Origin of the sequence: Bradyrhizobium genosp. P, from assembly GCF_049949265.1 — a bacterium.
GTDB lineage: Bacteria > Pseudomonadota > Alphaproteobacteria > Rhizobiales > Xanthobacteraceae > Bradyrhizobium.
In genome coordinates this window covers 1,796,953-1,820,195 of sequence record NZ_CP188195.1, presented here as the reverse complement: position 1 = coordinate 1,820,195, position 23,243 = coordinate 1,796,953, and the positions used below count along the sequence as shown (strand labels likewise).

The following is a 23,243-nucleotide window of genomic DNA, read 5'->3' as shown; positions in this document are numbered from 1 at the left end:
GACGATGTGTTGGGAAAGCCGGCCTCACGCCATCGCGGCGACGACCTCCGCGAGACGGTCGTAAGCGGGCTCGACGCCCTTCTCGACGCCGGAATGGAGATGGCCGTCGCGGGCTTCCCTGGTCGGATGCTTGATGGTGGTCGTCAGCGTGGTCTTGCCATCCGCTTCCGCGAAGACCGATGTCACCAGATATTCGTCGCTGGTGAAGCCGGGCATCGCGAAGGTCTCGCCGAACACGACTCGCTCGGGGCGCACCACCTCACGATAGGTCCCCGTCAGCACGTGCTCGATGCCCTCGGACGAGCGGAACACGAAACGGTAGGCGCCGCCGACGCGGAGGTCGATCTCGCAGACCGGCATCGACATCTCGGCGCAGCCGAGCCAGCGAACGACAAGTTCCGGCTTGGTCATGGCGTCGAACACCAGATGCCGCGGCGCGTCGAACTGGCGGGTCATGGCGAATTCAAGATCCGATGGGGTCGTGATCTTCAGCTTCTTATCCACGCGTGCGTCCACGTTGCTTCTCCTTGGTTACGCTGACTTTGTTCTTTGTCCGCGGCGAGGCCTTTGCGGCCTCCTCCGCCTTCATCTCCTCGAGCAATCCATCGAGGCGGTTGAAGCTCTCATCCCAGAAGCGGCGGAAATTCCCGAGCCAGCCATCGGCCTGCTTGAACGACGCAGGCGCGATGCGGCAGGGCCGCCACTGCGCCTCGCGTCCGCGCGAGATCAGGCCGGCATGCTCGAGCACCTTGAGGTGCTTGGAGATCGCCGGCAGGCTCATGTCGAACGGCTTGGCCAGTTCCATCACCGAGGTCTCGCCGAGCGCGAGCCGGGCCAGGATCGCCCGCCGCGTCGGATCGGCCAGCGCCGCGAAGGTTGAACTCAGGGGGTCTGGCGGCATTTTTATTTAGCTCATAGGTTAAGTAACCTTTAGGTTAAATACGCCCAAACGATCCGCGCGTCAACAGTCGATTTGCCGAGCGGAACGGGTGACCGGCCTGGAGCATTTTCGGTTCTGATTGAATCAGAACCGAAGCTCCAGATTCTTGTTTTGACGCGTTTTCTTCACGCGAACCGGCGTCCACTTCGCTCGAAAACGCTCTAGGACGAGTTGCGCGCGAAGGTGACGTGGGTCGCGTTCGGACTGGCGAGATGCGAGACGACGGCATATCCGAGACCCGGCAGGTCGAGTCCCGAGAACAAATGCTCGCCTGCGCCCAGCACGACCGGTGGCAACACCAAATGAAGCTCGTCGAGCAGGCGCGCTTGAAGGAATTGCCGGACCACCGACGCGCCGCCGCCGACCCGGATATCCTTGCCTTGTGCGGCTTCGCGGGCCCGCTCCAACGCAGCGACGATGCCATCGGTCACGAAGTGGAAGGTCGTGCCGCCCTCCATCGCGATGTCCGGCCGCGCATGATGCGTCAGCACGAACACCGGCGTGTGGTACGGCGGATTGTCGCCCCACCAGCCTTTCCAGGATTGATCCGGCCATGGACCGCGGATCGGGCCGAACATGTTGCGCCCGAGGATCCATGCGCCGATGTTGGCCATCGACTTCCGTGCGATCTCATCATCCATCCCGGTGGTGCCGCCGTCCTGGCCGGTCATCTCGCGGAAGGTCCGCGTCTCGAAGAACCAGGCCGCCGGCAACGCGAGACCGCCTTCGCCGAACGGATGTTCGAGGCTCTGGCGCGGCGCGGCGGCGAAACCGTCGATCGATACCGTGAAGACTGAAGTCCTGACTATTCCCATGATATTTCGCTTCCATGATTGACGCATCGCGTGGAAGACGGCCGGAACAACCAAGGGCCGACATTCGATGCGCGGGAAATTTTGCGGGCCGGTTATTTCGGGGCGCACATCACGTCGAGGGCGCCCTTCACGATCGCTTCCAGTTCCTTGCGCGGCACCTGGGCACGCGCGCGGATCGCGACGGTGTGGATGGTGGCGGAGGCCAGATGCGCCAGCACGGTCGCGTCGGTGCTGTCGGGCAATTCGCCACGCTCTTTCGCAAGGCGGAAGCAGGTGGCGAACGCCTTGTCGAGCTCGACAAAGCCTTCCAGCACCATGGCGCGGATCGCGGGATCCGACACCGCCTCGGACGCCGCCGTCATCACCGTAAAGCAGCCGCGCGGCGATTCCCCTTCCGTATAGATGTCGAGCGCGATCGTGTAGATGCGCGCCAGCCGTTCTCTGAGCGGCGTTTCGCTGCGAAAAATCTCGACCATCGCGGTGCGCGCATCGTCGCGATAACGCTGGTAGCTCTTGATGTAGAGCTCGCGCTTGTCGCCGAACGCCCCATACAGGCTGGGCCGGTTCATGCCGGTGGCGGCGCTGAGATCGTCGAGCGAGGTCGCCGCAAAACCATCGCGCCTGAAGAGATCGAGCGCCCTGCCGAGCGCGACGTCAGGCTCATAGGCGCGCGGCCGCCCGCGCCGCTTCGGCGCCACCGGCGCCTCGATTTTGGCACCAGATGGCGGCTTGATATTTTTTGTACCATTTCGCATATAATTCCTTGACGGCTCCGATGTTATACAGGACAGTACAAAAATCAACACCGGCCGGAAAACCCCGCCAAGCACCCCAAGGAGGCACCGATGGACCTTTATTTCTCGCCCCTCGCCTGTTCGATGGCGACTCGCGTCGCGCTGTATGAAGCGGGCCAGCCGGCCAACTATCTCGAGGTCGATCCGAGGACCAAACGCGTTCAGACCGACGGCTCCGACTTCACCGAGGTCAATCCGATCGGCCTGGTGCCGACCCTGCGCACCGACGACGGCGTGGTGCTGACCGAGAATGCCGCGATCCTGCAATATGTCGCCGACCAATTCCCGCGGGCCGGCATCGGCACCAGCTCGAATGTCGAACGTTCGCGGCTGCATCAATGGCTGTGCTTCATAGGCACCGAGTTGCACAAGGGGCTGTTCCTGCCGCTGCTCGACAAGAAGGCGCCGCCGGAGGCCAAAACTTATGCGCTGGAGAAATATTTGTCGCGGCTCGACTACCTCGAAGACCATCTGAAAGGACGCGAGTATCTGCTCGAGCATTTCAGTGTCGCCGACGCCTATCTCGTCACGGTCATCAACTGGACCATGGCGACGCCGCCGATCGAGCTGGCGAAATGGCCGGCGATCAAGGCCTATTACGAGCGGCTGCGCACCCGACCGTCGGTCGCAAAGGCCGTCGCGGAGGAGTTCGAGCTCTACAAGGCCGAACTCGCACGGCAAAAGGCGGCGGCGTGAGATACGGACCTTTCTCGTCGAACGCTGCGGCCTCCGGACTCGGGGGCCGTACATCCTTCGAGGCTCGCCCAGCGGGCAAGTGCGCCGCAAGGCTCGCACCTCGGGATGACGGGTCGAGATTTGCACGCTGCTCCACAGGTAAGGCAACGGGCTCAACTCCATCTCCGTCATGCTGAGGAGCGCGGAGCGCGTCTCGAAGCACGACGGCCCAACTCGGGCCGAACTGTTAAAATGGGCTCTCCCCCAGCCCCGGCACATCCGCAGGCCGCGAACCTGGCGCAGGCCAATGAAAACGGCGGTCCTTCTCGATGATCGCGATGTCGTTGATCGAGGCTTCGCGGCGGCGCATCAGGCCGTGCTCGTCGAACTCCCACTGCTCGTTGCCGTAGGAGCGAAACCAGTTGCCGCCGGCGTCGTGCCACTCGTACTGGAAGCGCACCGCGATGCGGTTGTTGTCGAAGGCCCAGAGATCCTTGATCAGGCGGTAGTCGTGCTCCTTCTCCCACTTGCGGGTGAGGAAGGCCACGATCGCCTCGCGTCCCTCGAACACCTCGGAGCGGTTGCGCCAGCGGCTGTCCTCGGTATAGGCGAGCGCGACGCGCGCGGGGTCGCGCGAATTCCAGGCATCCTCCGCCATGCGCGCCTTCTGCGCGGCGGTCTCGCGGGTGAAGGGTGGAAGCGGCGGGCGTGACATCGGCGATCCCTTTGCGTGGTTGGCGTGCAAATCTAGCGCTGCGCCGTGAAGAGTCGATGGCCCGTTTCCAATCGGCCGATAGCTAGTCCAGATCGGCCTTCATCAGCGCGCGAATAGTCTTCGGGATCGGCTGCGCGCGGCCACCGCTGACGAAGGCCACCCGCACCTGCGCCTTCACCAGCACGTCATCGCCGCGTCTGACCTCCTGCGCCAGCATGATCGAGGCGCCCTTCACCGCGACCGGCCAGGTGACGACGTCGGGCATGTCGTCCATCCGCGCGGGCTTGAGAAAGTCGAGCGTCATCGAGCGCACCACGAAGGCGAAGCCGCCGGTCTCCGCCTCGGCTTCCTCGAACAGCGCGTTTTGCTCGGCGCCCATCAGGCGGAGATGGTTGGTGCGCCCGCGCTCCATGAAGCGCAGGTAGTTGGCGTGATAGACGATGCCCGAAAACACTGATTTGACGATGTCGCAACAGAAGCCTAGCGGATTATTTTCATTGGGTCGCTGGACGGCTAAGGCGTAAATGAGGTGCGGATCTATCTATGCCCTTCCGTAGCACGCCATGGCTAAGAGATCGTCGGCGCGCCTGTCACCGTAACTCTGCCAGCCGATCACGCAAATCGACGTCTCTTCCACCGCGACATCCAATCCGGCAAAGTATTCCATGGCTATCCTCCATTGGCGCTTGGGGCGCGCATGCGATCCCGAATCAGCACCGTCACCTGGGGGACAGCCGCCGTCCCCGCAGCTCTCCTCGCCGCAATCTCAGGCGCAAGCCGAATTGCGCGGGCACTCGCTCGGTCGGCGGACTGCGCCCCGCCGGTCTTGCGCTGTGCTTCGCCAAACCGCGATCGGACAAAAAAAAGCCAAGCACCCCGATAGCAGACTCCGCGCAGTCGCGGAATCTGATGGTGGCTCACCTAGTTCTGGCTCAGCCGTTCAATTTCCGTCGACGGTCGACGTCATGAACGAAGCATAGCGCGGTTTCGCAAGGCAACGTAGCGCGGAGTAAGGTGGCACGCTGGGGCGTGGTTGCCCGGCCGTGGCGCGCGTTCATCCGCGCTTCGTTTGCGGCATGATCTGCACGGATCTGTGAAGCAGATACACCGCGAAGAATTGGAGGACGGCTATAAGGAGCGGCCCAGCGAATTTCCCCAGATCATGCTGAAACAGACCGATTCCGGCATCCAGCAATTGCACGGCGCCCGCGAGCGTGCCCAGGATCAGCAACGCAGACGTCGCTCGTTTGTAGATTGCCGCCAATGCAAACAAAGCCAGCGGAATTGTGCGCGCCGCCGCGTACATGGCCAATAGCAACGACGCCTCTGTTGGAATGGAGCCGGCAGGCACCACGGCTTCCGGACGGAAGATCGCCGCGATGGAAAAGCAGCTCGCGACCAGGACATTGATTGCAGTGACCAACGAAGCCAGCCGCATCGCCTTTATTGTTGTCATTGAATTCGCCTTCTGATCGCGGTGCCAGACGCCCAGCCCTCGGGCGTTTCCACCAGTTGCATAACCGGCTGCACCGGCACATTGACGCAATCGGCAATGTGCGGACATTTTGCGTCCTCACGCTCGAGCGGTTGGCCTCTTCGACACATCACTGAACCATCGTGCGAGATGTTGTAAATCGTTGGAAATTAGCGTTCCTGTATTCTTGCCCAGTATAAGAGCGCACTGTGCTGTGATGTCGGCAATCGTGTATCGATCACCCGCAATGAACGGCCGCTTCGCCAATTCGATGTCGAGCCAGCGCATCCGCGCCAGTGCGTGCGTGTGGCCGCGCTGCGCGACGTCCGCTACTTGTGAGAGGCGTTCTTTATAGAACGCCGACGAATGCACGAAATTATCAATGATCGGTATCAGCAACTCCAACTCTATTCGCCGATTCCACATCTCGATCAGAGCTCGCTCAATTGGCGTCGTGCCGAAAAGAGGCGGCTCCGGGTGAAGCTCCTCTACGTATCGGCAGATCGCCACAGACTCCGCGAGTTGCGTTCCATCATCGAGTTCGAGGAGAGGCATCGTTCCCATCGGATTTTTGGATAGATAGTCTGGACGCTTGTTCTCGCCCTTCATCATATCCACCTCGACGGTCGGTAGCTTCAGGCCCTTTTCGGCCAAGAAGATGCGCACACGTCTCGTATTGGTACCGGTCTTTAGGTCGTAGAGCTTCATTACAGCTCTCCTCATTTTTCTTGGCCTTCTAACGACGCGCAGCGTAAAGAAGCTTGGCGGAAAAATCGACCATGCTGGCCAGCTGCCGGTCGGGGAAAGCGGCTTTTAGGCTCTCGCTGTAGGCTTTCGCGTCTGCAGAAGCCGCATGGATCTCCCTTGCGCGCTTAACGTAGGTAATCGTGCTGTCGATTGCGGAGCGGTTGACAGGCGTGTCATGCCCGATGGTGATGGTGTCGTAGCCTTGAAGCGCCTTGAGCTGTTCGAGAACAATCATCCAGTGATCGAAATGATCCACGACGGTGAAGGCGTGTTCATTTGGTGAAAACACCAGGTCGAACGCCATCAACAGTTTTTGCTCGGGCAGCAGAGCGGCGAGTTGCAAATCCGATTCGGCGTGGACGAACCGCTGGAAATCATAAGTGATGCCATCGATCCGTTGCAGACCTTCGGTGATTATCTCCGTCGGGACGGTGACCTTGGTCGCGATTCTGCCACCGTATATTGGGCGGAAGCTATCGAGTCTGGTTTGACCTCTTGCGCGGAGCTGGTCGGCGATCCCGTCCAGGGCGAACACACGGGCGTTGGGGAACCGCTCGGTCAAAACCTGAAGACCGGACCAGTGATCTGTATGTGCATGCGAGAGAATAATCCGATCGACGGGCTTGCCCAGCGTCCGCACATACGACGCAACTTCGTCGGCATACGGCAGCAGGAGCTGACCATCGAAGATGACGACTGCCGTTAGCCCCTCGATCATCTGCGTATTGACGCGAAAGCCATCAAGGGGACTAAGGTAGGAATGAATTTTGATGGGGCCGAACTGGCTTACGAGGATGGCCCCCATGCGGCCCGCCGCCGCATCCTTGGTCCCGGTTGCGCCGCTTTTCTGCGCCAGTTGCGGGTTCGCCGCGGCAGCAGCCGGCAAGCGCCAGCCGACGGCCGGGAGTAGCGCGCCTGCAGCGAGTCGGAGAAAATGAGAACGCGACAGAGCGGCTTGCGACAAGCGCCGAAAACCGGGGTTACTTGACTGCATTTCTCTTCTCCTTTGTCACCGCGCCAGGACGACTTTGCCAAACGGCCGATCCTCAATCAGATGGCGCAAGGCTTCGCTCGCCTCACCGAACGGGTAAACCCGCTCGACGATCGGCTTGACCGATCCGCTGACGATCAGCGGGATAATGTCCCGCCAGGCGGACGCGATCGTGGTTGGTGATTGGGCGAACAAAGAGAAGCCGGCCATCCGCGCGCGCTTCCAAATCAGGTCCGTCACATCGATTGTGGTTTTGCGTCCGCCGGAATAACCCAGCGTTATCAGCACACCGCCAAGGCCAAGACTGCTCAGCGCGGCGCTCGTCACCGTGCCGCCGATGCTTTCGACAACGATATCGACGCCACGGCCGGCCATTATCCGGCGGATGCCGTCGGTGAGACCTTCCGTGGTGAGGTCAATCACGTCTTCGAAACCAAGCGCACGCGCCTTTGCGGCTTTTGCCGCGCTGCCGGCCGTCGAAATCACCTTGACGGCACCTTGCGCCCGCGCGAGTTGATAGGTCGCGTTGCCAACTGACCCGCCGATACCAGGAGCCAGTACTGTCATGCCTGACTTGAATTCGGCCAGGCTCAGCGTGATCTGCGCCGTCAAATAGGCCACTGGAAGGCTGGCCGCGACTACATCGTCGATCGCGTCGGGCACGGGCGCCAGATGTTCAGGTCTCACCAGCAGCGAGTCTTGCCAGGCGCCAGGCTCGGCAACGCCGTATGGCCCCGTGAACATGACGCGGTCTCCGACCGCGAGACCGGAACTGCCGGCCTCCTCGATGATACCGGCGCCTTCGTTGCCGAGAACGAGCGGCGCCTTGGCCCGAGGGTGTCCACCCGACAGGATCGTGTGATCGAGCGGCGTGACGCCGGCGGCGGTAACGCGAACCAGCACTCTGTCCTCTGTCGGTTGCGGCTTAGGCAATTCGATCTGCCGCAGCCCGCCATAGCCCGAGAAAGTCTTCGCCTCGATCGCACGCATCGCCATTCTCCATAATTGGCAGCGTTTCCCCTGATCAAACCGACCTCGGCCGCCATCGACGAATAGTTCGATGCCCGTGACAAAGCTGGAATCGTCTGATGCCAGGAACACCGCTGCCTTGGCGACTTCGTCTGGTTCTCCCACGCGCGTCCCGTCGCGTGCCTGCAGCAGAGATCATCCGCTCCACTACCAGGCCCACTGGGCGGCTTCCCAGTGGTACGCCGGGTCGTGTCGGACGACATGTCCGATAGCCGGGAACGGAAAATGATAGCCCATCACCATGATCCGATCGGTCGCGACGCGGTCCAGAATGGTCTTGCGCGACTTGATTGCCTGCCCGGGGTCGTAGTCGAAGATGGGCGACCAGTCGGGATGCTGCAGGCTCGTCACCGGGTTATGGGCGATGTCACCCATATGCATGAACTGGTCGTTGCCCGAGGAGAACAGGATCGTGGCATGGGAAGGCGAATGTCCCGGCGCCGCAATGTAGTGGACGCCGGTTGTGATTTCGCCGCCCTGTTTTACGAACCGTGATCGGTCGGCAACCAGTGGCAAGTTCTCTCGCGCCGCGGCAATCGTGCCCTTCTTGAACGGATCGGGCATGGGCGAACTATTAACCTCGCTTTCGTAACGGCTGCCGGTCCAGTAATTCCACTCCGTATCCACAAAAACGAACTGAGCCTTCGGAAACGTAAGCGCGCCCGATGTCGTCACGAAACCGCCGATATGGTCCAGATGACCGTGCGACGTCACGACGAGATCTACGCTATCGGGCGCAATTCCGGCCCGGCGCAGGTTCGCCTCGAGCCCGGGAAAGCTACCGAAGGATGGGCCGAGTTTCTCACCAAAGCCGGAATCGACAACGATGCGCTCGCGTCCCGTGTCGACCACCAAGATGTTGTTGGTGATTTGGATCACCGGCTGCATGAAGTTTGCCTTCAAGACCGGTGCAAGCTCAGTTTCGGAGACGTTCATAGCGAGGATTGGCCGGATCGGTATCTGCCCGGAGCCATCCGAGATCACGGTCGCCTGGAAGTCGCCGATCTTGAAGCGATAGAAGCCATCGCCGTTTAGGGGGTCAGCGGCTTGACGAGCGTCCGCCGCCGACGCGCGAGTGAACAACGGCGATGCCGTTGCGGCAGCAGCTAGCGCGGCACCAGCACGAAATATACTTCGACGGGTTAGGATCGTCGGCGATTTCGTCATGTCTACCTCCAATGGGAAATGGGCGAACCTTTTGGCCTCGTGAACTCATTCGTGTGCTTCAGCCGCTCGCTTGCCGTAGCTACGCGCGTCCCCGCCGTGCAGGATCATGACGCCGGCCTACCATGGAGCTGGGGCGGTACTGCCGCGGACGCTAGAGCGCAATCGTCCAGCTCTTGTGTCAGATCGTCCACGGACTTACGTATCAAGTATGGACATTCTCACCGACGTGCTCGATAGCGTTCGTCTGAAAGGGACCGTGCTCTTCCACTACGAGTTCGGTCGCCCCTGGACCGTGGGGCTGCCACGATCTGCGGATGCCATTTTTCATTATCTCAGCGGGGGTGCAGCCAGCATCGCGCTCGAGGATGGAGCGATAATTCAGATGGCCGTGGGCGACTTCGTCCTCGTCGTCCGCGGCGAGCCCCATGTCCTCTGGTCGGGTCGCAGGACGAAGCCGGTTCGGCTGGCCGATCTCGATCGATGGCCGGCGCATGTCGGCCTTGTCCACCACGGCGGCGGGCGAAAGCCGTATTCGACGATGATCTGCGGTCGCTTTAGCTTGTTGCGTCCATCACCGAACAATGTGCTCAAATTGCTACCATCGGTCCTGCACTTGAGGCCCGCGGCGGATCGAGACTGGCTTGAGACGATCCTACAACGGATGGTAGCCGAGGCCGCGCTCCAGCGTCCCGGTCAACTCGCTGTGCTCTCTCGAATGACCGAGGTACTCTTTGTCGAGGTGCTTCGCAGTTGGATCAAATCCCTTGGTCCCGGCGAAGGTGGGTGGCTAGGTGCAATTGCGGATCGGTACATCGGCAAGGCGCTGCAGCTGATCCACGAACACCCTGAGTATCCGTGGACACTTGACGCGCTGGGGCGCCATGTGGGGCTCGGCCGCTCGGCCTTCGCGGCTCGCTTTACCAGGCTCGTCGGCCAGCCCGTGTACCGTTACCTCGTCGCGCGACGGATGGACGAGGCCGCACTGATGCTCGAATCGGGTGACGACGCCATCGCCCGTATTGCGACCCGGGTTGGCTACGAGACGACGACAGCTTTTTCCAAGGCGTTCAAACAACACTACAGCTTCTCTCCCGGCAGTTACCGGGCACGCGCCGGCACAGGGCTACTCAGCTCACCGCATCTGTACGTTTCTACCCCGACGAGATAATCGAACTAGGCGGTGACTTCCGCTATTGGCACATCGCGTCGATCCCAGTCGATCCCAGGAAGTGCTTGGCATGGCCGCTATCGAAGGGTAACCAAACCACCTGCGATATCGGGAGGCCCGCGGCGCGTAGTGCAAGATCGTGGGGCGTCGCAGATTTGCCGTTTGGAACGCGTGGCGGGCTGCGGCATGATAGGGGCACAGCGAAAGAATAGTGCCCATGTTCATCGGCCGCGGCGCGCCAGATGTTCTTTATTTTACATCGCTGTATGCCGCGCTTCGACGAAACTTCCAGCGCCGGCTTATTCGAGCGAGTAAGCAATCCGAAGAAAAATCGCCGTTGAGTGCCAATAGCTTGGTGGCTGGCTTCCTGCGGCTCTTCCGGCAGTCAGAGATAGGGTTCGCGAGAAAGCAGAGCATCTCCGCTACTGATGGTGGCCATCTGAAGTGAGGGTTCGTTCCGAGGCAACTCAGCACGATAATCCTGGTGCACAACAATCCCACTCGCGGGCCATCTTCACGCTTAATCATGATTGAGCATTCTTAGGCAGTGATCGAACGTGATTTCGGTCCAACGTTGCGGCCGTTGCCGATCTCGACGGATCGCCGGAGACATCGGTCTGCAAACTGACGGTCCTAAACGTCATCTGGCGCGCCGGGATGATCATGATGCCGCACAATCACGCGTTATGGACGGTGATCGGCGTATACAATGGTCGCGAGGACAACATCCTTTGGAGACAACTTCTCGAAGACGCGAATGGCAGGATTGGGGCAGCCGGCGCGAGGACGCTCGCAACGGGAGACACCATATCGTCCGGCACCAACGTCATTCACTCAGTTGCCCGGCATGCCATCCTACGAATGGCAATTGAATGACTCCCAGGTGGCCGCCGTGCTCACCTACATCCGCAATTCCTGGGGTGGCACGGCACCGGCTGTGCCTCCAGACGAGGTCTCCCGTATGCGGGCGTCTTTGGCCAGACGTTCCGACTAGCGACCGAATGTCCTCGTGAGCACGTGGGATCAATGATGGGACCCGGCCGCTGCGTGCGGCTAATCCGGTGTCCGCGGCTTGCGCTTCGCCGGCCGTGCAGTGCGCGAGACCTTGTCAGCGGTTGGCGAATGCTCGGCAGCGCGGGGGCGCACTATCCGGGTCCCAATAGCACAGCTTCCTCCCAGGTGGGCGCCCGGTGCGTGACCAAACCGATCCCGGAATCTTCTTGCGAAGTGGGTATAGTCGCGAAAGCCGCAGGCGTACGCAATTTCGCTGAGATGCTGACCTGTGGCGTGCGACGTCCGGCGTGCCAGCAGCCGCGCTGCGTGGTCCAAACGAATGGAATAGATCAATTCGCTGCACGTACCGCCGCGCGCCGTCAACAGCTTCTGGACGTAGCGCAGCGAAATCCCCATTTCAGCTGCCACTTGTGCAGGACCGAAGTCCGGATCGGCACAGCGATCGCTTATGACGCGGCGCATGCGGGCGAACAGTCGATCCGCATGACGAGAGACAGGCCCCGGATTAGATGGCGCAAACAGGGCGCCAAGGAGGTCGTAGAGGGCGAGCCGCATGTGCGTGCAGGGCGGTGCGGCTGTGGATTTTTCGGCTCCGATGCCGTCGAGAACGATCTGACGGAGGGCGCGCGCGGCCACGGTTCCGCCGCACGCACTCAAGCAAGTCTGCGGCTCGAATCCGAGATGGGAAATCAGCGACTGCCGCGGCAGATAAATGGAAAGCCACTGCGAACCGCTTTCAAACAAACGCATCGAGAGCCGTGCCCCATCCATGAGTGCAACATCTCCCGCTCCGATTTGCACAGTGTGCTCGTTCTGGGTCAGCGCGCACTGGCCGGCGACCTGAAATACTGCACCGTACCAATCCGTGTTAGCGAGAACATCGCGGCGCCTGGGCGCGACTCCGTTGATGGTGCCGGCATGATCCACCGCCGCCGAAAGCCCCCATTGGACCTTGAATGCGGCTGCCGCGATCCCGTAAACGCTTCGCGGGCATATCCAACCCGCGAATGCATGACGGTCGCTGACGTGGTACTCACCTCCGGACGTCGCGCGGACCAAAACCGCCCACTCATCGAGGTTCAATTGCGGACTGCCGACGAAATTACAGCTTTGATCCACCATCGCCTCCACATTTACAGGCAGACCGGATACGAGCGCTATTCACCTTGGAATTGGGCGCCGCCACATTCAAGCGCGCCGGGGTCGAAATTCTCGACGAGCACATCGAAGATTTTGATGAACGCCTCAATCACGCATTGGCCATGCGGATTCTGTCGACATTGGGGATGTCGCGCAGTTTGGAGCGCGTGAAGTCGGTGGCCCCCGGGCGCTCGACCTTGATCACGTCGGCGCCGAACCAGCCGAGAAGCTGTGTACAAACCGGGCCGGCCTGGACGTGCGTGAAGTCTATGATCCTTGCACCTTCGAGTGGCTCGGTCATCTTAGTTCTCCCTTTCAAGGAATAACTTGGAGTGTGCCTGCGCGGGATGGCTTACGCTCGCGATGCCTTCACCGTCTTCTTCTGTTCGCCGCGATTAAGTTCCAGTCGATGCCTTACCATCGAAACGGTCTTGTCGAGCGTTGGATTGGATATGCCGAGTTGCGCGGCAATCTTTTGGACCAGGAGGTCAACGCGTTCGATGTTCGGGGCACCGGCGAACAAGGCTCGCGCGGCTGACGAAGGCCTGGTTAGTCCCAACGCGGCAGCGGCATATTTTTCGAAGGGCACCAAGTCAACCGGCGCGGCGCCGAGCTTGACGCACACCTCTTGCACCCAACCGTAGACGGCTCTGGACTCCTCGATGTCGGAATGTACGGCTTCACGAATTGAACGCGCGTTATCGTTTTGCACGCAACGATAGTTTCCCGTAAGGAGCATCGCCCACTTTGCCGTGGGTACGAAAAGAGACTTGTGAACCTTGAGCTTCACCGGAACCTCGGTCGGGCCTTCGGCGGTCGGAAAGCGCACCTCCTCGATGTCGGCCTGAAGCGAGAGGAGAATGGTCGTATCGTTGTCCTTCGAGAACGCCGCCGCCTTAAAGTTCGTCGGAAGCGTTACCTCAAGCACGTTCGGCGCTTCTTCGGGGGGCCGGAACGCCTGCGGATCCGGGCTGCACAGCGTCATGAGGTCCGGATCGAACCAATTCCAGACTTCCGGCGCCGCGTAGCAGTCGTGAAGCGCGTCGACGTTGAGTCCCGGTATCCTGCGTAGAAACGTCATCGGCGGCATGTTCATGATCGACATCGTCGGAAGCTTACTGCGAGCAATGTTCGACATGAGATCCCGGACGCCCTCGGACGCATATTGAGGCTCCTGCATCGCCAGGACGGCGAGACCGAATTTCTTGAGAGCGACATCCGCCGGAACCGCGGCACTGATGCTACCGTCGAGATCGCGAGATCTGACTTCGAGGAGGTCTGCCCGACCGCGTATGGGAAAGCGAACTGTAGTACCATTTCTGTTTATCCGATCGGCCTCCTCTGGAAGACATACGAGGGTCACGTGATGGCCAGCCATCACAATCTTGGTCGCAAGCAGGGATCCGTAGGAGGCTCCTAGAATCAACACCTTCATTTTGTCCGTCATCGGCTGTCCTTATCGTTGCATGCATCTGGCGCGGCTTTATTCCGAATTGATCCGTTTGCTGTCTTTTTTCCGTGCTCAACAGGGTCACGTTCGTGCATCCGCCCCTCGCTCGCCCGTCGCAAGTTCGTGGCAAGCTAGAAGGTGATGAAGTGCCTCCGGAGCGGGTCCTCCCGTCGCCCAGTCGATAAGCTCGACCGTATGAACGACAGGCACCGAGGTGCCGGAAGCCAGTTGCACCGCGCAACCAACATTCCCGGTGGCGATGATCTGCGGCTCAGTCTTCGCGATATTCGAGATCTTTCGATCGCGAAGACGCACCGCGATTTCGGGTTGGAGCACGTTGTAAGTGCCGGCCGAACCACAGCATATGTGACCTTCGGGCACGTCCTTGACAATGAAACCGGCTTGCTCGAGCAGGCTTTTCGGCTCGGCCCTTATCTGTTGACCGTGCTGCATCGAGCAGGCCGAATGATAGGCGACGACGAAACCGCCCGGTCGGGTTGGCTCAAGCGATCCTAGCGAAACCAGGAACTCAGTGATGTCCTTTGCCAGTGCGGAGACCTTCTTCGCCTTTTCGGCATAGACAGGATCGTTGCGGAGCATGAAGCCGTAGTCCTTGACCGTTGTTCCACATCCCGAGGCGGTGATGATGATGGCATCGAGTCCGCGATCGATCTCCGGCGTCCACGCGTCGACATTGCGCCTCGCAAACCCCAGCGCATCGCGCTCTTTTCCGAGATGGTGCACGATGGCTCCGCAGCACCCTTCGTCCGCCATATCGACGACCGCGACACCCAGCCGATCGAGCAAGCGCCGGGCCGCGCCGTTGTATGCTGGCCGTAGAACAGGTTCTGCACAGCCCGTAAGGATCGCGACGCGCTTCCGTTTTGGGCCGGACGAAACGACATTCGTCGGCGCGCGCGCCGGCATGCCACTTGCGATCTCGAGCATGGCGTGAAGCCGTGGCCCGACGGACGGAACGCGGCGGATCAGACCGCGTAGCGGACGTACGACAGTCGCAAGCGGCATGAGCGCGCGGAATCTCGCTGGATATGGCAGGATCTTGGCCAGGACCCATCTCAGAAACCGATCCGAAGTCGATCGCACATACGTCTTCTCGATGTATGCACGTGCGTGATCAACGAGATGCATGTAGTCGACGCCGGACGGGCATGTCGTCATGCATGAAAGGCACGACAGGCAGCGGTCGATGTGTTTGACGACGTCGGCGGTCGGTGTGCTGTTTTGCTCCAGCATCGACTTTATCAGATAGATGCGACCGCGCGGACTGTCGAGTTCATCGCCAAGAAGCAGATAGGTTGGACACGTCGCCGTGCAGAATCCGCAATGCACGCACGTGCGCAGCACTTTCTCGGAAGCCCGCACCGAGGACTCGCGAAGCTGCTCGGGTCGGAAATTCGTCTGCATCGGTCAGATCCCCTCGTACATCCGTTCTGGATTGAAGATGCCTGCTGGATCGAAGGCGTGCTTCAACTTCAGCGTGAGAGTCCGCAAAGCCGGTGAAATGGGTTCGAAGACCGATAGAGATCGGCGGAGTTCCTCCGATGCGCGCACGAGCATCGCGTTGCCCCCGACACGCTGCAGGGCACCGCGGACCGCGGTAGCGCCCGCATCCCCGCTGGTATTGACAGCCAACCAGATCAATCCGCCGCTCCAGTCGTAAAACCAGCTTGCATCAACCTGCCGCGAAATCATCTCAGAGACCGCCGCTCCGCGATCCGGAGCGACAGAAATCTTCCACAAGGCTTTGTTCGAAAGATCGAGCATGGCCGCAACGTCACGGATGTCGCGCCAGAGCGCGCGGGAAGCCGCGTCTTCGAGAATCTCGCTCGCACCGTGTGCCGCCAAATATCGGCGCAACTTCTCCGAACGGATCGCAACCGAGGCCTCACTGCCCTCCAGACGCAGTAGGGTTCGCGCGCTTTCTCCTGCCGATCGTGCGGGAAGATGCACTGCGCCGCTTGCCTGATAACCTGAGCCCATTCCGTCAGTCAGCGTCGCGATCGCCGCGGCATCCGTCATTCCGGAAAAGATCAAGGTCGCGGAGCACCTCGCGATCGGGAGGACCTTGAAGGTTACTTCGGTCAACAGGCCGAGAGTGCCCCAGGCGCCCGCCATGAGCTTGACAAGGTCAAGGCCGGTCACATTCTTCATGACGCGGCCACCTGACTTGATGATCTCGCCGCGACCGTTGATGAACCGAACGCCCAAAAGATAATCCCGTGCAGCTCCCGAGGCGATCCTGCGCGGACCGGACAAATTCATCGCTGCCAACGCGCCGAGCGTGGGTGTGCCTTGTGAGGCAAATACCCCTCGCAGACCGGGGGGCTCGAACGGCAGCTCCTGGCCGTGGTCGCTTAGCAGCGCGACCACAGCGTCCACCGGCGTCCCCGCACACGCCCGAACCACAAGCTCGTTGGGCTCGTACAGCACGATGCCGTCGATGGCCGATGCGGACAGCACGGCATCGGTGTTCATCGGCCGTCCGGCCGCGGCCTTCGTACCTCCGCCTTCGATACCTAAGGTAGTTCCGCGGATGGCCGCCTCCGCGATAATCTCGGAGCCCTCGGCCTCGCTTTCCGGTCTATAGACATTACCGAGCGGCATGATTGCTCACCACAACTGAGGTAGCCCGCCCATCGAGCGGAAACACCTTCGCCGGATTGAGAAGCCATTGAGGATCGAATGCCGCGCGTGCCCGCATCTGCTGATCCAGATCCGCCCGGTTGAACTGAAAAGGCATCAAATCGCGCTTTTCGATTCCGACTCCATGTTCGCCGGTCAGGCAGCCGCCGACCTCTATGCAGAGCTTCAACAACTCCTCACCCGCCCTTTCGGCCTTCTCCATCTCTCCCGGCTTATTGATGTCGAAAAGGATAAGCGGATGGAGATTGCCGTCGCCGGCGTGGAAGACGTTGGCGACGCGCAAACCGTGACTGGCGACGATTTCTGAAGTTCGACGCAGGACAAAGGGCAGTTGTCCAGTGGGAATGACGCCGTCCATGCAGATGTAGTCGGAGATTCTGCCCGTCGCTCCGAAGGCCGCCTTTCGTCCCTTCCAGATCGCCGCGCTTTCGGCAGCGGATCGCGACACGCGGATGCTGCGCGGCCTATGTGCCGACGCGATTTCGATGATCCGATCAAGCGTACCATCAACCTCTTCAACCACGCCCTCTACTTCGACGATGAGCATTGCTTCAACGTCGAGCGGATAGCCGGCCTTGGCATAGCCCTCGGCGATCTCGATCGCGCTTCGATCCATGTACTCGAGGGCGACGGGAATGATCCCCCCGGAGATGATAGCTGCCACCGCGGCCCCTGCTGCTTCGGCGGAATCGAAGCCGAGCAGCGCCGGACGCGCCGCTTCCGCGGTGCGCAGGATGCGAACGGTCGCTTCCGTGACAACGCCGAGCTGACCTTCGGAACCGCAGATGAGTCCCAACAGATCATAGCCGTTGGCATCGAGATATTCCCCTCCGATCTCCAGAACCGTTCCGTCCACGAGAACAATCGTGACACCGAGCAGGTTGTTCGTCGTGACACCGTACTTCAGGCAATGCGCGCCGCCGGAATTCATAGCGATATTGCCGCCGATGCTGCAGGCGAGCTGACTTGAAGGATCAGGAGCGTAGAAGAATCCTTCCGGACCAACGGCCTGACTGATCGCGAGGTTGGTGATACCTGATTGCACCCTCGCCGTTCGGTTCGCGTAGTTGACCGAAAGCACTGCGTTCATCTTCGACAGTCCGACCACAATCGCGTCTTCTTGAGGAATCGCCCCGCCGGAGAGCGACGTCCCGGCACCGCGTGCGACGACTTTCACGCCCTCCTCGTTGCAAAATCTGAGAACCGCCGAGACCTCCTCGGTGGTCGAAGGAAGCACCACGGCGAGCGGCGCGCAGCGACGTGCCGTAAGCCCATCAGTTTCGTAGGCTCGTCGCTCCTCCTCGCTGATGATGAGGGCGTCCGGCCGAACAAGTAGCGCCAGGCCCGCGACTATGTCGGGTCTGCGTGCGAGGATCTTCTGATCTGGAATAGGGATGTCCGCCATGTCTTCGCCTCCACGATTGCTCTATTCGGCCTTCAGGTGTTTGACGTCTTGCCTCGATTGCGCGATATAGCGGCGCGGGTTGTTGGCGATCGACAGCACCTCTTGGTCAGTTAATTCTCTGACCATTTTTGCCGGCACGCCGAGAATCAGCGAGCTGTCCGTAAGTTTGGGCGCGAACCGAACGATTCCCATATTACCTCACATCGCCCCTAGGACTTTGTCGCGTGCCTTAGAAATCGACGGCCGCGCGGAAGCCGGCGCCTGCGATGGCGGTTTAGCGAGACTGACTTTGTCTCGTGGCGACACCGTCTGACAAACACGTTTCGCGCCGAGCCGGGTAAGATGGAACAAGAGCGAGATCAGGATCACCGGCAGCCTGTCGCCTGTTGAAAGCACGACGGCGGCGGCCATGTTGAGGATCGCCCCGAAGTTTGCCAGGAGCAGGCGAAGCTTCGATATCGAGCACCTCATTGGCGGTCGCAACCGGTTCTGCCCGGCCTTGTTCTCCTGCTCGCATGTCTTCGCTATTGCCATGGGCCGATACCTCACACCGAGGACGAATGGACCGCTGCGTCACCGCGGGGAAGAACCACGGAACGCAGCCAAGACGCGGAACGATCCGACACATCGTATGCATCTGGTATGTCATTCATATATCAAGTGCAAAATTCGGCGATTTCAAGTGATTTGAAATAGCGGCCACACCACGCTTTCGTGAGGCGGGACCGACGGCCTAAAGCGGCATCAACCTCCTCCCGCGCTGCCTTCCCAGGACGTGAGTTCGCCGCTCGACGATCGCCGTTCGTTTACGGGTTAGAACGGACTGGTTACAAATTGCGGGAAGCACGAATTGGAGCAGCGCTCGCCGGGGCCAGGGAGCGTCGCGTGCGGATGGTAAGATGCCGCCGCCAAGACGCTGCTCTTTGCATCTCCAAAGGATCCCGGCCGTCAGCCACGCAGCACGTTGCCGGGCGTGACGGACTTTTTTGGCCGACTTGGCTAGATTCTTCGCGATTGGGAGTTGTCTATGCCTCCATTGATGACATATCTGTTGTGCATCAGTGTTCCCTGACACTCAGAAGCGTTCATGGCCGACAACAGAAAATTCCAAGCATCAAAACGAATAGACAGACCATCGAAAAAAGCCGTATCGGCTTCCTCTTCGTTGAACCGGCGTAAAAGCACTTCTTCGGAAGATGTGCATAGCGACATGACCTTCACAGACAGGGCCTACGCTCAAATCGAAGAGATGGTCGTCACGCTCCAACTGCCGCCAGGTACTGTCTTGTCCGAACTCGTTTTGGCGAATCGTTTGGGAATTGGGCGAACACCAATCCGAGAAGCACTGCAACGTCTTTCGCGGGACGGACTTGTCAATATTCTACCCCGACGCGGAGTATTGGTCTCGGATATTGATATCCGTTCGCAATTGAGACTTCTGGAAGTTCGTCGTGAACTAGATCGTCTCATAGCGCGCTCTGCTGCGAAACGAGCTACCCAGGAAGAACAGGCCCAGTTTCTTGCGCTGGCGGCCGAGATAAGGCAAGCCGGGGAGAAGGTTGACGACATCGCCTTCATGAGGTTGGATCAGAAGTTCAACACCTTGATCGCATTAGTCGCTCGCAATGAGTATGCTAAACGCGCAATGGGATTGATGTCTGGCCTATCGCGTAGATTCTGGTATCAGCACTACAAGCAGACAGCCGACCTTCCGCTTGCCGCCCGACTTCATGCCGAAGTGGCGGAGGCGGTGGCAGCGCGGGATCCAGACGCTGCGGCGAGAGCTTCCGATAAACTTATCGATTACATCGAGAGCTTTGCCCGCTCTACGCTTTAATCCATCAAAAGAGGATGTCGCGGCTATGTCGTTTCATGGATCGTCGCCTCTTAGACTAGTGCTGCCTATGACAATGTGGCAGCGGTAAGAGGCAGCGGTAAGAGACTCAGAGGAGCGCCGAGTGTTCGTCTCCCGTTTAATCAATGAAACCCCTGTCTTACGACAATCGCGGCGATCGCGTGCGCGCAATGGGCCAACTAGTCTGGCCGAAGCGCGGTATCGCGCCGGACCCTGGAGACTTGCTCGGACGGGACCGGGCTCGCGGTCCCGCCCCAACTGTTTCGGATATAGGTGAGAACGGCGGCTACCCCGTTGTCGTCCAGTTGCCGGCCATAGGAAGGCATTCCAGGCGCCGTGGGCTGGGCGCTCGTTCCGACACTTCGGGCGCCCCGCAGAACGATGCGTATCGATGTGCTCGGATCGTCCGATCGGGTCATCGAAGAGTCCGCAACGGACGGAAAGAGTTCGGCGACGCCTTTGCCGTCCAGGCCGTGACAGGCCGAGCACTGGTCACGATAGATCGCAGCGCCCGCCATCATCGCCGGAACCTTGATGGGAGGAGGAGAGGTGCCGGCACTCTTGTCTGGCAATGATTTCAGGTAGGTCGCTGTCGCATTGAGGTCGGGATCCCTCATATGCGCGGTCGACAGGCTCACCACTTCGCCCATCGGTCCGGTCGCTGCCGTGACGCGATTGTGGCCGGACCTCAGATAGGAAACCAGGTCTTCGTTCGACCATTTGCCCAATCCAAGGCGCGTGTCGTTGGTGATGTCGGGCGCCGACCACCCCTGAAGGTAGCTGCCCTGCAAATATTGATCGGTCCTATCGCCGCCGAGCATGGTCTTCGGCGTATGACAGGCGCCGCAATGACCCGGGCCATCGACCAAAAACGCACCGCGATTCCATTCGGCCGATTGTTTTGGATCCGGCTGGTAGTCGCCTTCCCTGAAGTAAAGCGCGTTCCACAGCCGCATGGAGGCGCGGATACTGAACGGGAAGGGTAGCGTATTTGCGGCGACGGCGTTGCGGACCGGCTGCACCGAATTCAGATAGGCGCGGATCGCGAGCACGTCGTCGCGGGACATCTTGGTATAGGCATTGTAGGGCATCGCCGGATAAAGCCGCGAACCGTCGCGCCGGATTCCCCGCCGGATTGCCGCGTCGAACTGCTCGTCGCTCCAGCTTCCGATGCCCGTTTCGGGGTCAGGCGTGATATTCGGCGCGACGATGTTGCCAAACGGAGTTTCGATCGAGCGGCCGCCGGCCAACGGCTGGTTGCTGCCCGGCACGGTGTGGCAGCTCTCGCAATCGGAAAGGATCGTAAGATACCGTCCGCGCTCGAGCTGCGTAAAATCCTGCGGATCGGCTTCGCCCGCCACTGATGAGGTCGTGCCCAAAACAAGAAGGGCTGCCCCAGCAAGTGAGCCGTGGTAACGCTTACGCATCGATAAGCCTCCCCGGGCTCTTCAGGTATTTGCTTCGGATCGCCGCGGCCGCCCAAAAGGCGAGGGCTCCGACAGTGAGCGTGGGGTTGTAGCCGGCGTTCTGCGGAAATGCGCTGGCGCCGAGAACGAAGAGATTCGGAACGTCCCAGCTTTGAAGATAGCGATTAATGACGCTTGTGGTGGGATCGCCGCCCATCACCGCCCCGCCGTTGAGATGGGTCGTCTGATACGAGGTGATGTCGTAAGGCCCCGTGCGGTACTCCACGGCGAGCTTGTTCGCTCCCATTGTCTTGATGATTTCGGCGAACTTGTCAGTCAGAAATTTGTTCTGCTTGAGCTCGTTCTCCTTCAAATCCATCGTGATGCGCAGCAGCGGACGGCCGAACCGGTCGGTGTAGGTGGGATCCAGGTCGAGATAGATGTCGCGGTAGGCATAGAAGCTCCCGTGAACGCCGGTCCCAGGCTTGACCGTCGACAAGTAGTTCTCCCTCACGGCAGTTTTCCATGCGGCGCCCCATTTCGGTGTGCCGGGTGGAACGAGGGTGCTTTCGATCGGTCGTGCTCCGGTCTGCACTTGACCCATGTATCCGCCGCCGACGAACCCATGCGGACCGTGGTCGAAATTGTCGCCGTTGAACTCGTCGATGCACATGCCGATCGAGCCCGATGCGATGAACGGGTTGAAGTTGAATTTCTTTGGGTCGAAGAACCCGTTCACCGTCGAGGTCGTCTGATGCGTGTAGTTGCGTCCGATTGTGCCGGTGTTTGCCACGGGATCGTACGGGCGACCGATCTGCGAGTGCAGAAGGAGCTGGACGTTGAACAGCGTATAGGCCGAGAGGATCACGAGGTCGGCCGGCTGCTCCCACACTTCGCCGCTTGTATCGACGAATGTGACGCCGGTTGCTCGCTTGCCCGATTTGTCGACATTGATCCGGATCACTTCCGAATTGTCCCGGGCCGTGAAGTTCGGCTTGCGCACGAGATAAGGCAGGATGGTCGTCTGCGGGCTGGCCTTTGAGTAATTGCTGCAGCCGAACCACTCGCAGAAGCCGCAATAGGTGCATGGGCCCATCTTCAGTCCCAGCGGGTTCGTATAGGCTTGGGACAGATTGCCGGAGGGCTGAGGAAACGGCTTGTAACCCAGTTCGCTTGCTGCCTTGCCGAACAGAGTGTGGCTGAACGGCTGCACTTGCGCGGGAGTGGGATATGGACGCGATCGCGGTCCCTCGAAAGGATTGCCGCCTTCCATGATCTGGCCGCGGAGATTGCCTGCCGTGCCGGATGTTCCGCAGAGGTATTCGAAGCGGTCGTAGAACGGCTCGAGTTCGTCGTAGGTTAAACCCCAGTCCTGAATGGTCATTTTTTCGGGGAGGAAGGAGGCGCCGTATCTTTCGGTCAGATGCGTCTTGAGCACGAAATCGGATGGCAGGAAGCGCCACATCTCGGCATTCCAGTGCACGCCTCCGCCGCCGACGCCGTTGGGCGGCATGAACGCGCCCCAGCTCCGGATCGGAAGGGCCGTCTGGTCCATCCTGTTACGGAAGGTGAAAGTCAGTTGATCGGGGCGCAGGAACAGTTCGTGCCGGATGCGGTAACGCAACTCGTCCTGCATATAGGTCGGCGGGAAGTCCGTCGGAGCGTCGCGCCAGGGCCCTCGCTCGATCGCCATCACCTCAAGACCTTCGTCCGTCAGTTCGTTGGCCATGATGGACCCTGTCCAGCCGAGGCCGATGATGACGACATCTTTCTTGGGCAGTCTTTTCGTCATGA

At 60.4% G+C, this 23,243-nt stretch carries 26 protein-coding genes and 2 pseudogenes; 5 read left to right on the top strand and 23 right to left on the bottom strand.

The window, feature by feature from the left end; genetic code table 11:
- Nucleotides 1-24: 24 nt before the first annotated feature.
- The 4 genes from ACP2YO_RS08905 to ACP2YO_RS08890 all read right to left on the bottom strand — a co-directional run bounded on the left by ACP2YO_RS08905 (nt 25) and on the right by ACP2YO_RS08890 (nt 2,510).
- A complete protein-coding gene (locus ACP2YO_RS08905; protein WP_426440523.1) occupies nt 25-516 on the bottom strand; it encodes an SRPBCC family protein in 492 nt (163 codons plus the stop codon).
- On the bottom strand, nt 497-901 hold the full coding sequence (locus ACP2YO_RS08900) for an ArsR/SmtB family transcription factor (RefSeq protein WP_426440522.1): 405 nt from the start codon (nt 899-901) through the stop codon (nt 497-499). Before ACP2YO_RS08900 ends, ACP2YO_RS08905 begins: the two co-directional genes overlap by 20 nt.
- Before the next feature lie 200 nt (nt 902-1,101).
- On the bottom strand, nt 1,102-1,755 hold the full coding sequence (locus tag ACP2YO_RS08895) for a dihydrofolate reductase family protein (RefSeq protein WP_426440521.1): 654 nt from the start codon (nt 1,753-1,755) through the stop codon (nt 1,102-1,104).
- Nucleotides 1,756-1,847: 92 nt separating this feature from the next.
- Nucleotides 1,848-2,510, bottom strand: a complete 663-nt coding sequence (locus tag ACP2YO_RS08890; RefSeq protein ID WP_426440520.1) for a TetR/AcrR family transcriptional regulator — start codon at nt 2,508-2,510, stop codon at nt 1,848-1,850.
- Between the two features lie 90 nt (nt 2,511-2,600).
- On the opposite strand from ACP2YO_RS08890, the gene ACP2YO_RS08885 reads away from it, so the two are divergent.
- On the top strand, nt 2,601-3,245 hold the full coding sequence (locus tag ACP2YO_RS08885; RefSeq protein WP_426440519.1) for a glutathione binding-like protein: 645 nt from the start codon (nt 2,601-2,603) through the stop codon (nt 3,243-3,245).
- 226 nt (nt 3,246-3,471) lie between these two features.
- Here the strand turns inward: ACP2YO_RS08885 and ACP2YO_RS08880 are convergent, their stop codons facing one another.
- From ACP2YO_RS08880 to ACP2YO_RS08840, 9 genes and pseudogenes are all read right to left on the bottom strand, one after another.
- Complete coding sequence (locus tag ACP2YO_RS08880; protein ID WP_426440518.1) at nt 3,472-3,939, bottom strand: DUF1348 family protein; 468 nt, start codon at nt 3,937-3,939, stop codon at nt 3,472-3,474.
- An 82-nt stretch (nt 3,940-4,021) separates the two neighbouring features.
- Nucleotides 4,022-4,480, bottom strand: a complete 459-nt coding sequence (locus ACP2YO_RS08875; protein WP_426443108.1) for a YbgC/FadM family acyl-CoA thioesterase — start codon at nt 4,478-4,480, stop codon at nt 4,022-4,024.
- Nucleotides 4,481-4,606: a hypothetical protein gene (locus tag ACP2YO_RS08870; protein ID WP_426440517.1), complete on the bottom strand. Its 126-nt coding sequence runs from the start codon at nt 4,604-4,606 to the stop codon at nt 4,481-4,483.
- Between the two features lie 387 nt (nt 4,607-4,993).
- Nucleotides 4,994-5,395 carry a hypothetical protein gene (locus ACP2YO_RS08865; RefSeq protein WP_426440516.1) on the bottom strand — a complete coding sequence of 134 codons (402 nt, stop codon included), beginning with the start codon at nt 5,393-5,395 and terminating at the stop codon, nt 4,994-4,996.
- A 117-nt stretch (nt 5,396-5,512) separates the two neighbouring features.
- The gene (locus tag ACP2YO_RS08860; protein ID WP_426440515.1) at nt 5,513-6,121 is read right to left on the bottom strand and encodes a glutathione S-transferase family protein; all 609 of its coding nucleotides are present in this window, start codon (nt 6,119-6,121) and stop codon (nt 5,513-5,515) included.
- A gap of 28 nt (nt 6,122-6,149) precedes the next feature.
- Nucleotides 6,150-7,154, bottom strand: coding sequence for an MBL fold metallo-hydrolase (locus tag ACP2YO_RS08855; protein ID WP_426440514.1), 1,005 nt, complete (start codon nt 7,152-7,154; stop codon nt 6,150-6,152).
- A 15-nt stretch (nt 7,155-7,169) separates the two neighbouring features.
- Nucleotides 7,170-8,141 (bottom strand): quinone oxidoreductase family protein, encoded by a 972-nt coding sequence (locus ACP2YO_RS08850; RefSeq protein ID WP_426443107.1) that lies wholly within the window; start codon nt 8,139-8,141, stop codon nt 7,170-7,172.
- Nucleotides 8,142-8,201: 60 nt separating this feature from the next.
- Nucleotides 8,202-8,285, bottom strand: a pseudogene (locus tag ACP2YO_RS08845) (SDR family oxidoreductase); the annotation flags it as partial.
- 42 nt (nt 8,286-8,327) lie between these two features.
- Nucleotides 8,328-9,347 carry an MBL fold metallo-hydrolase gene (locus ACP2YO_RS08840; protein ID WP_426440513.1) on the bottom strand — a complete coding sequence of 340 codons (1,020 nt, stop codon included), beginning with the start codon at nt 9,345-9,347 and terminating at the stop codon, nt 8,328-8,330.
- Nucleotides 9,348-9,555: 208 nt separating this feature from the next.
- On the opposite strand from ACP2YO_RS08840, the gene ACP2YO_RS08835 reads away from it, so the two are divergent.
- From ACP2YO_RS08835 to ACP2YO_RS08825, 3 genes are all read left to right on the top strand, one after another.
- The gene (locus tag ACP2YO_RS08835; protein ID WP_426440512.1) at nt 9,556-10,515 is read left to right on the top strand and encodes an AraC family transcriptional regulator; all 960 of its coding nucleotides are present in this window, start codon (nt 9,556-9,558) and stop codon (nt 10,513-10,515) included.
- Nucleotides 10,516-10,732: 217 nt separating this feature from the next.
- The gene (locus ACP2YO_RS08830) at nt 10,733-10,963 is read left to right on the top strand and encodes a hypothetical protein (RefSeq protein WP_426440511.1); all 231 of its coding nucleotides are present in this window, start codon (nt 10,733-10,735) and stop codon (nt 10,961-10,963) included.
- Nucleotides 10,964-11,172: 209 nt separating this feature from the next.
- Nucleotides 11,173-11,391, top strand: a complete 219-nt coding sequence (locus tag ACP2YO_RS08825) for a hypothetical protein (RefSeq protein ID WP_426440510.1) — start codon at nt 11,173-11,175, stop codon at nt 11,389-11,391.
- Between the two features lie 177 nt (nt 11,392-11,568).
- On the opposite strand, the gene ACP2YO_RS08820 is transcribed toward ACP2YO_RS08825, so the two are convergent.
- From ACP2YO_RS08820 to ACP2YO_RS08785, 8 genes and pseudogenes are all read right to left on the bottom strand, one after another.
- Nucleotides 11,569-12,651: a helix-turn-helix domain-containing protein gene (locus ACP2YO_RS08820; RefSeq protein ID WP_426440509.1), complete on the bottom strand. Its 1,083-nt coding sequence runs from the start codon at nt 12,649-12,651 to the stop codon at nt 11,569-11,571.
- 65 nt (nt 12,652-12,716) lie between these two features.
- Nucleotides 12,717-12,970, bottom strand: a pseudogene (locus ACP2YO_RS08815) (CoA transferase); the annotation flags it as partial.
- Between the two features lie 51 nt (nt 12,971-13,021).
- Nucleotides 13,022-14,116 carry a ketopantoate reductase family protein gene (locus ACP2YO_RS08810; protein ID WP_426440508.1) on the bottom strand — a complete coding sequence of 365 codons (1,095 nt, stop codon included), beginning with the start codon at nt 14,114-14,116 and terminating at the stop codon, nt 13,022-13,024.
- Between the two features lie 84 nt (nt 14,117-14,200).
- Nucleotides 14,201-15,544: a glycolate oxidase subunit GlcF gene (gene glcF / locus ACP2YO_RS08805; RefSeq protein WP_426440507.1), complete on the bottom strand. Its 1,344-nt coding sequence runs from the start codon at nt 15,542-15,544 to the stop codon at nt 14,201-14,203.
- Between the two features lie 3 nt (nt 15,545-15,547).
- Nucleotides 15,548-16,744 (bottom strand): glycolate oxidase subunit GlcE, encoded by a 1,197-nt coding sequence (gene glcE / locus ACP2YO_RS08800; RefSeq protein ID WP_426440506.1) that lies wholly within the window; start codon nt 16,742-16,744, stop codon nt 15,548-15,550.
- Nucleotides 16,731-18,188 carry an FAD-linked oxidase C-terminal domain-containing protein gene (locus ACP2YO_RS08795; protein ID WP_426440505.1) on the bottom strand — a complete coding sequence of 486 codons (1,458 nt, stop codon included), beginning with the start codon at nt 18,186-18,188 and terminating at the stop codon, nt 16,731-16,733. The genes glcE and ACP2YO_RS08795 overlap by 14 nt, the downstream gene beginning before the upstream one ends.
- Nucleotides 18,189-18,209: 21 nt before the next feature.
- A complete protein-coding gene (locus tag ACP2YO_RS08790) occupies nt 18,210-18,380 on the bottom strand; it encodes a hypothetical protein (RefSeq protein ID WP_426440504.1) in 171 nt (56 codons plus the stop codon).
- Nucleotides 18,381-18,386: 6 nt separating this feature from the next.
- The gene (locus ACP2YO_RS08785; RefSeq protein WP_426440503.1) at nt 18,387-18,722 is read right to left on the bottom strand and encodes a hypothetical protein; all 336 of its coding nucleotides are present in this window, start codon (nt 18,720-18,722) and stop codon (nt 18,387-18,389) included.
- 553 nt (nt 18,723-19,275) lie between these two features.
- Here ACP2YO_RS08785 and ACP2YO_RS08780 point away from each other — a divergent pair.
- On the top strand, nt 19,276-20,025 hold the full coding sequence (locus ACP2YO_RS08780; protein WP_426440502.1) for a GntR family transcriptional regulator: 750 nt from the start codon (nt 19,276-19,278) through the stop codon (nt 20,023-20,025).
- 197 nt (nt 20,026-20,222) lie between these two features.
- Here ACP2YO_RS08780 and ACP2YO_RS08775 read toward each other — a convergent pair whose 3' ends face one another.
- The gene (locus ACP2YO_RS08775) at nt 20,223-21,470 is read right to left on the bottom strand and encodes a c-type cytochrome (RefSeq protein WP_426440501.1); all 1,248 of its coding nucleotides are present in this window, start codon (nt 21,468-21,470) and stop codon (nt 20,223-20,225) included.
- A complete protein-coding gene (locus ACP2YO_RS08770) occupies nt 21,463-23,241 on the bottom strand; it encodes a GMC family oxidoreductase (RefSeq protein ID WP_426440500.1) in 1,779 nt (592 codons plus the stop codon). Before ACP2YO_RS08770 ends, ACP2YO_RS08775 begins: the two co-directional genes overlap by 8 nt.
- Nucleotides 23,242-23,243 lie beyond the last annotated feature (2 nt).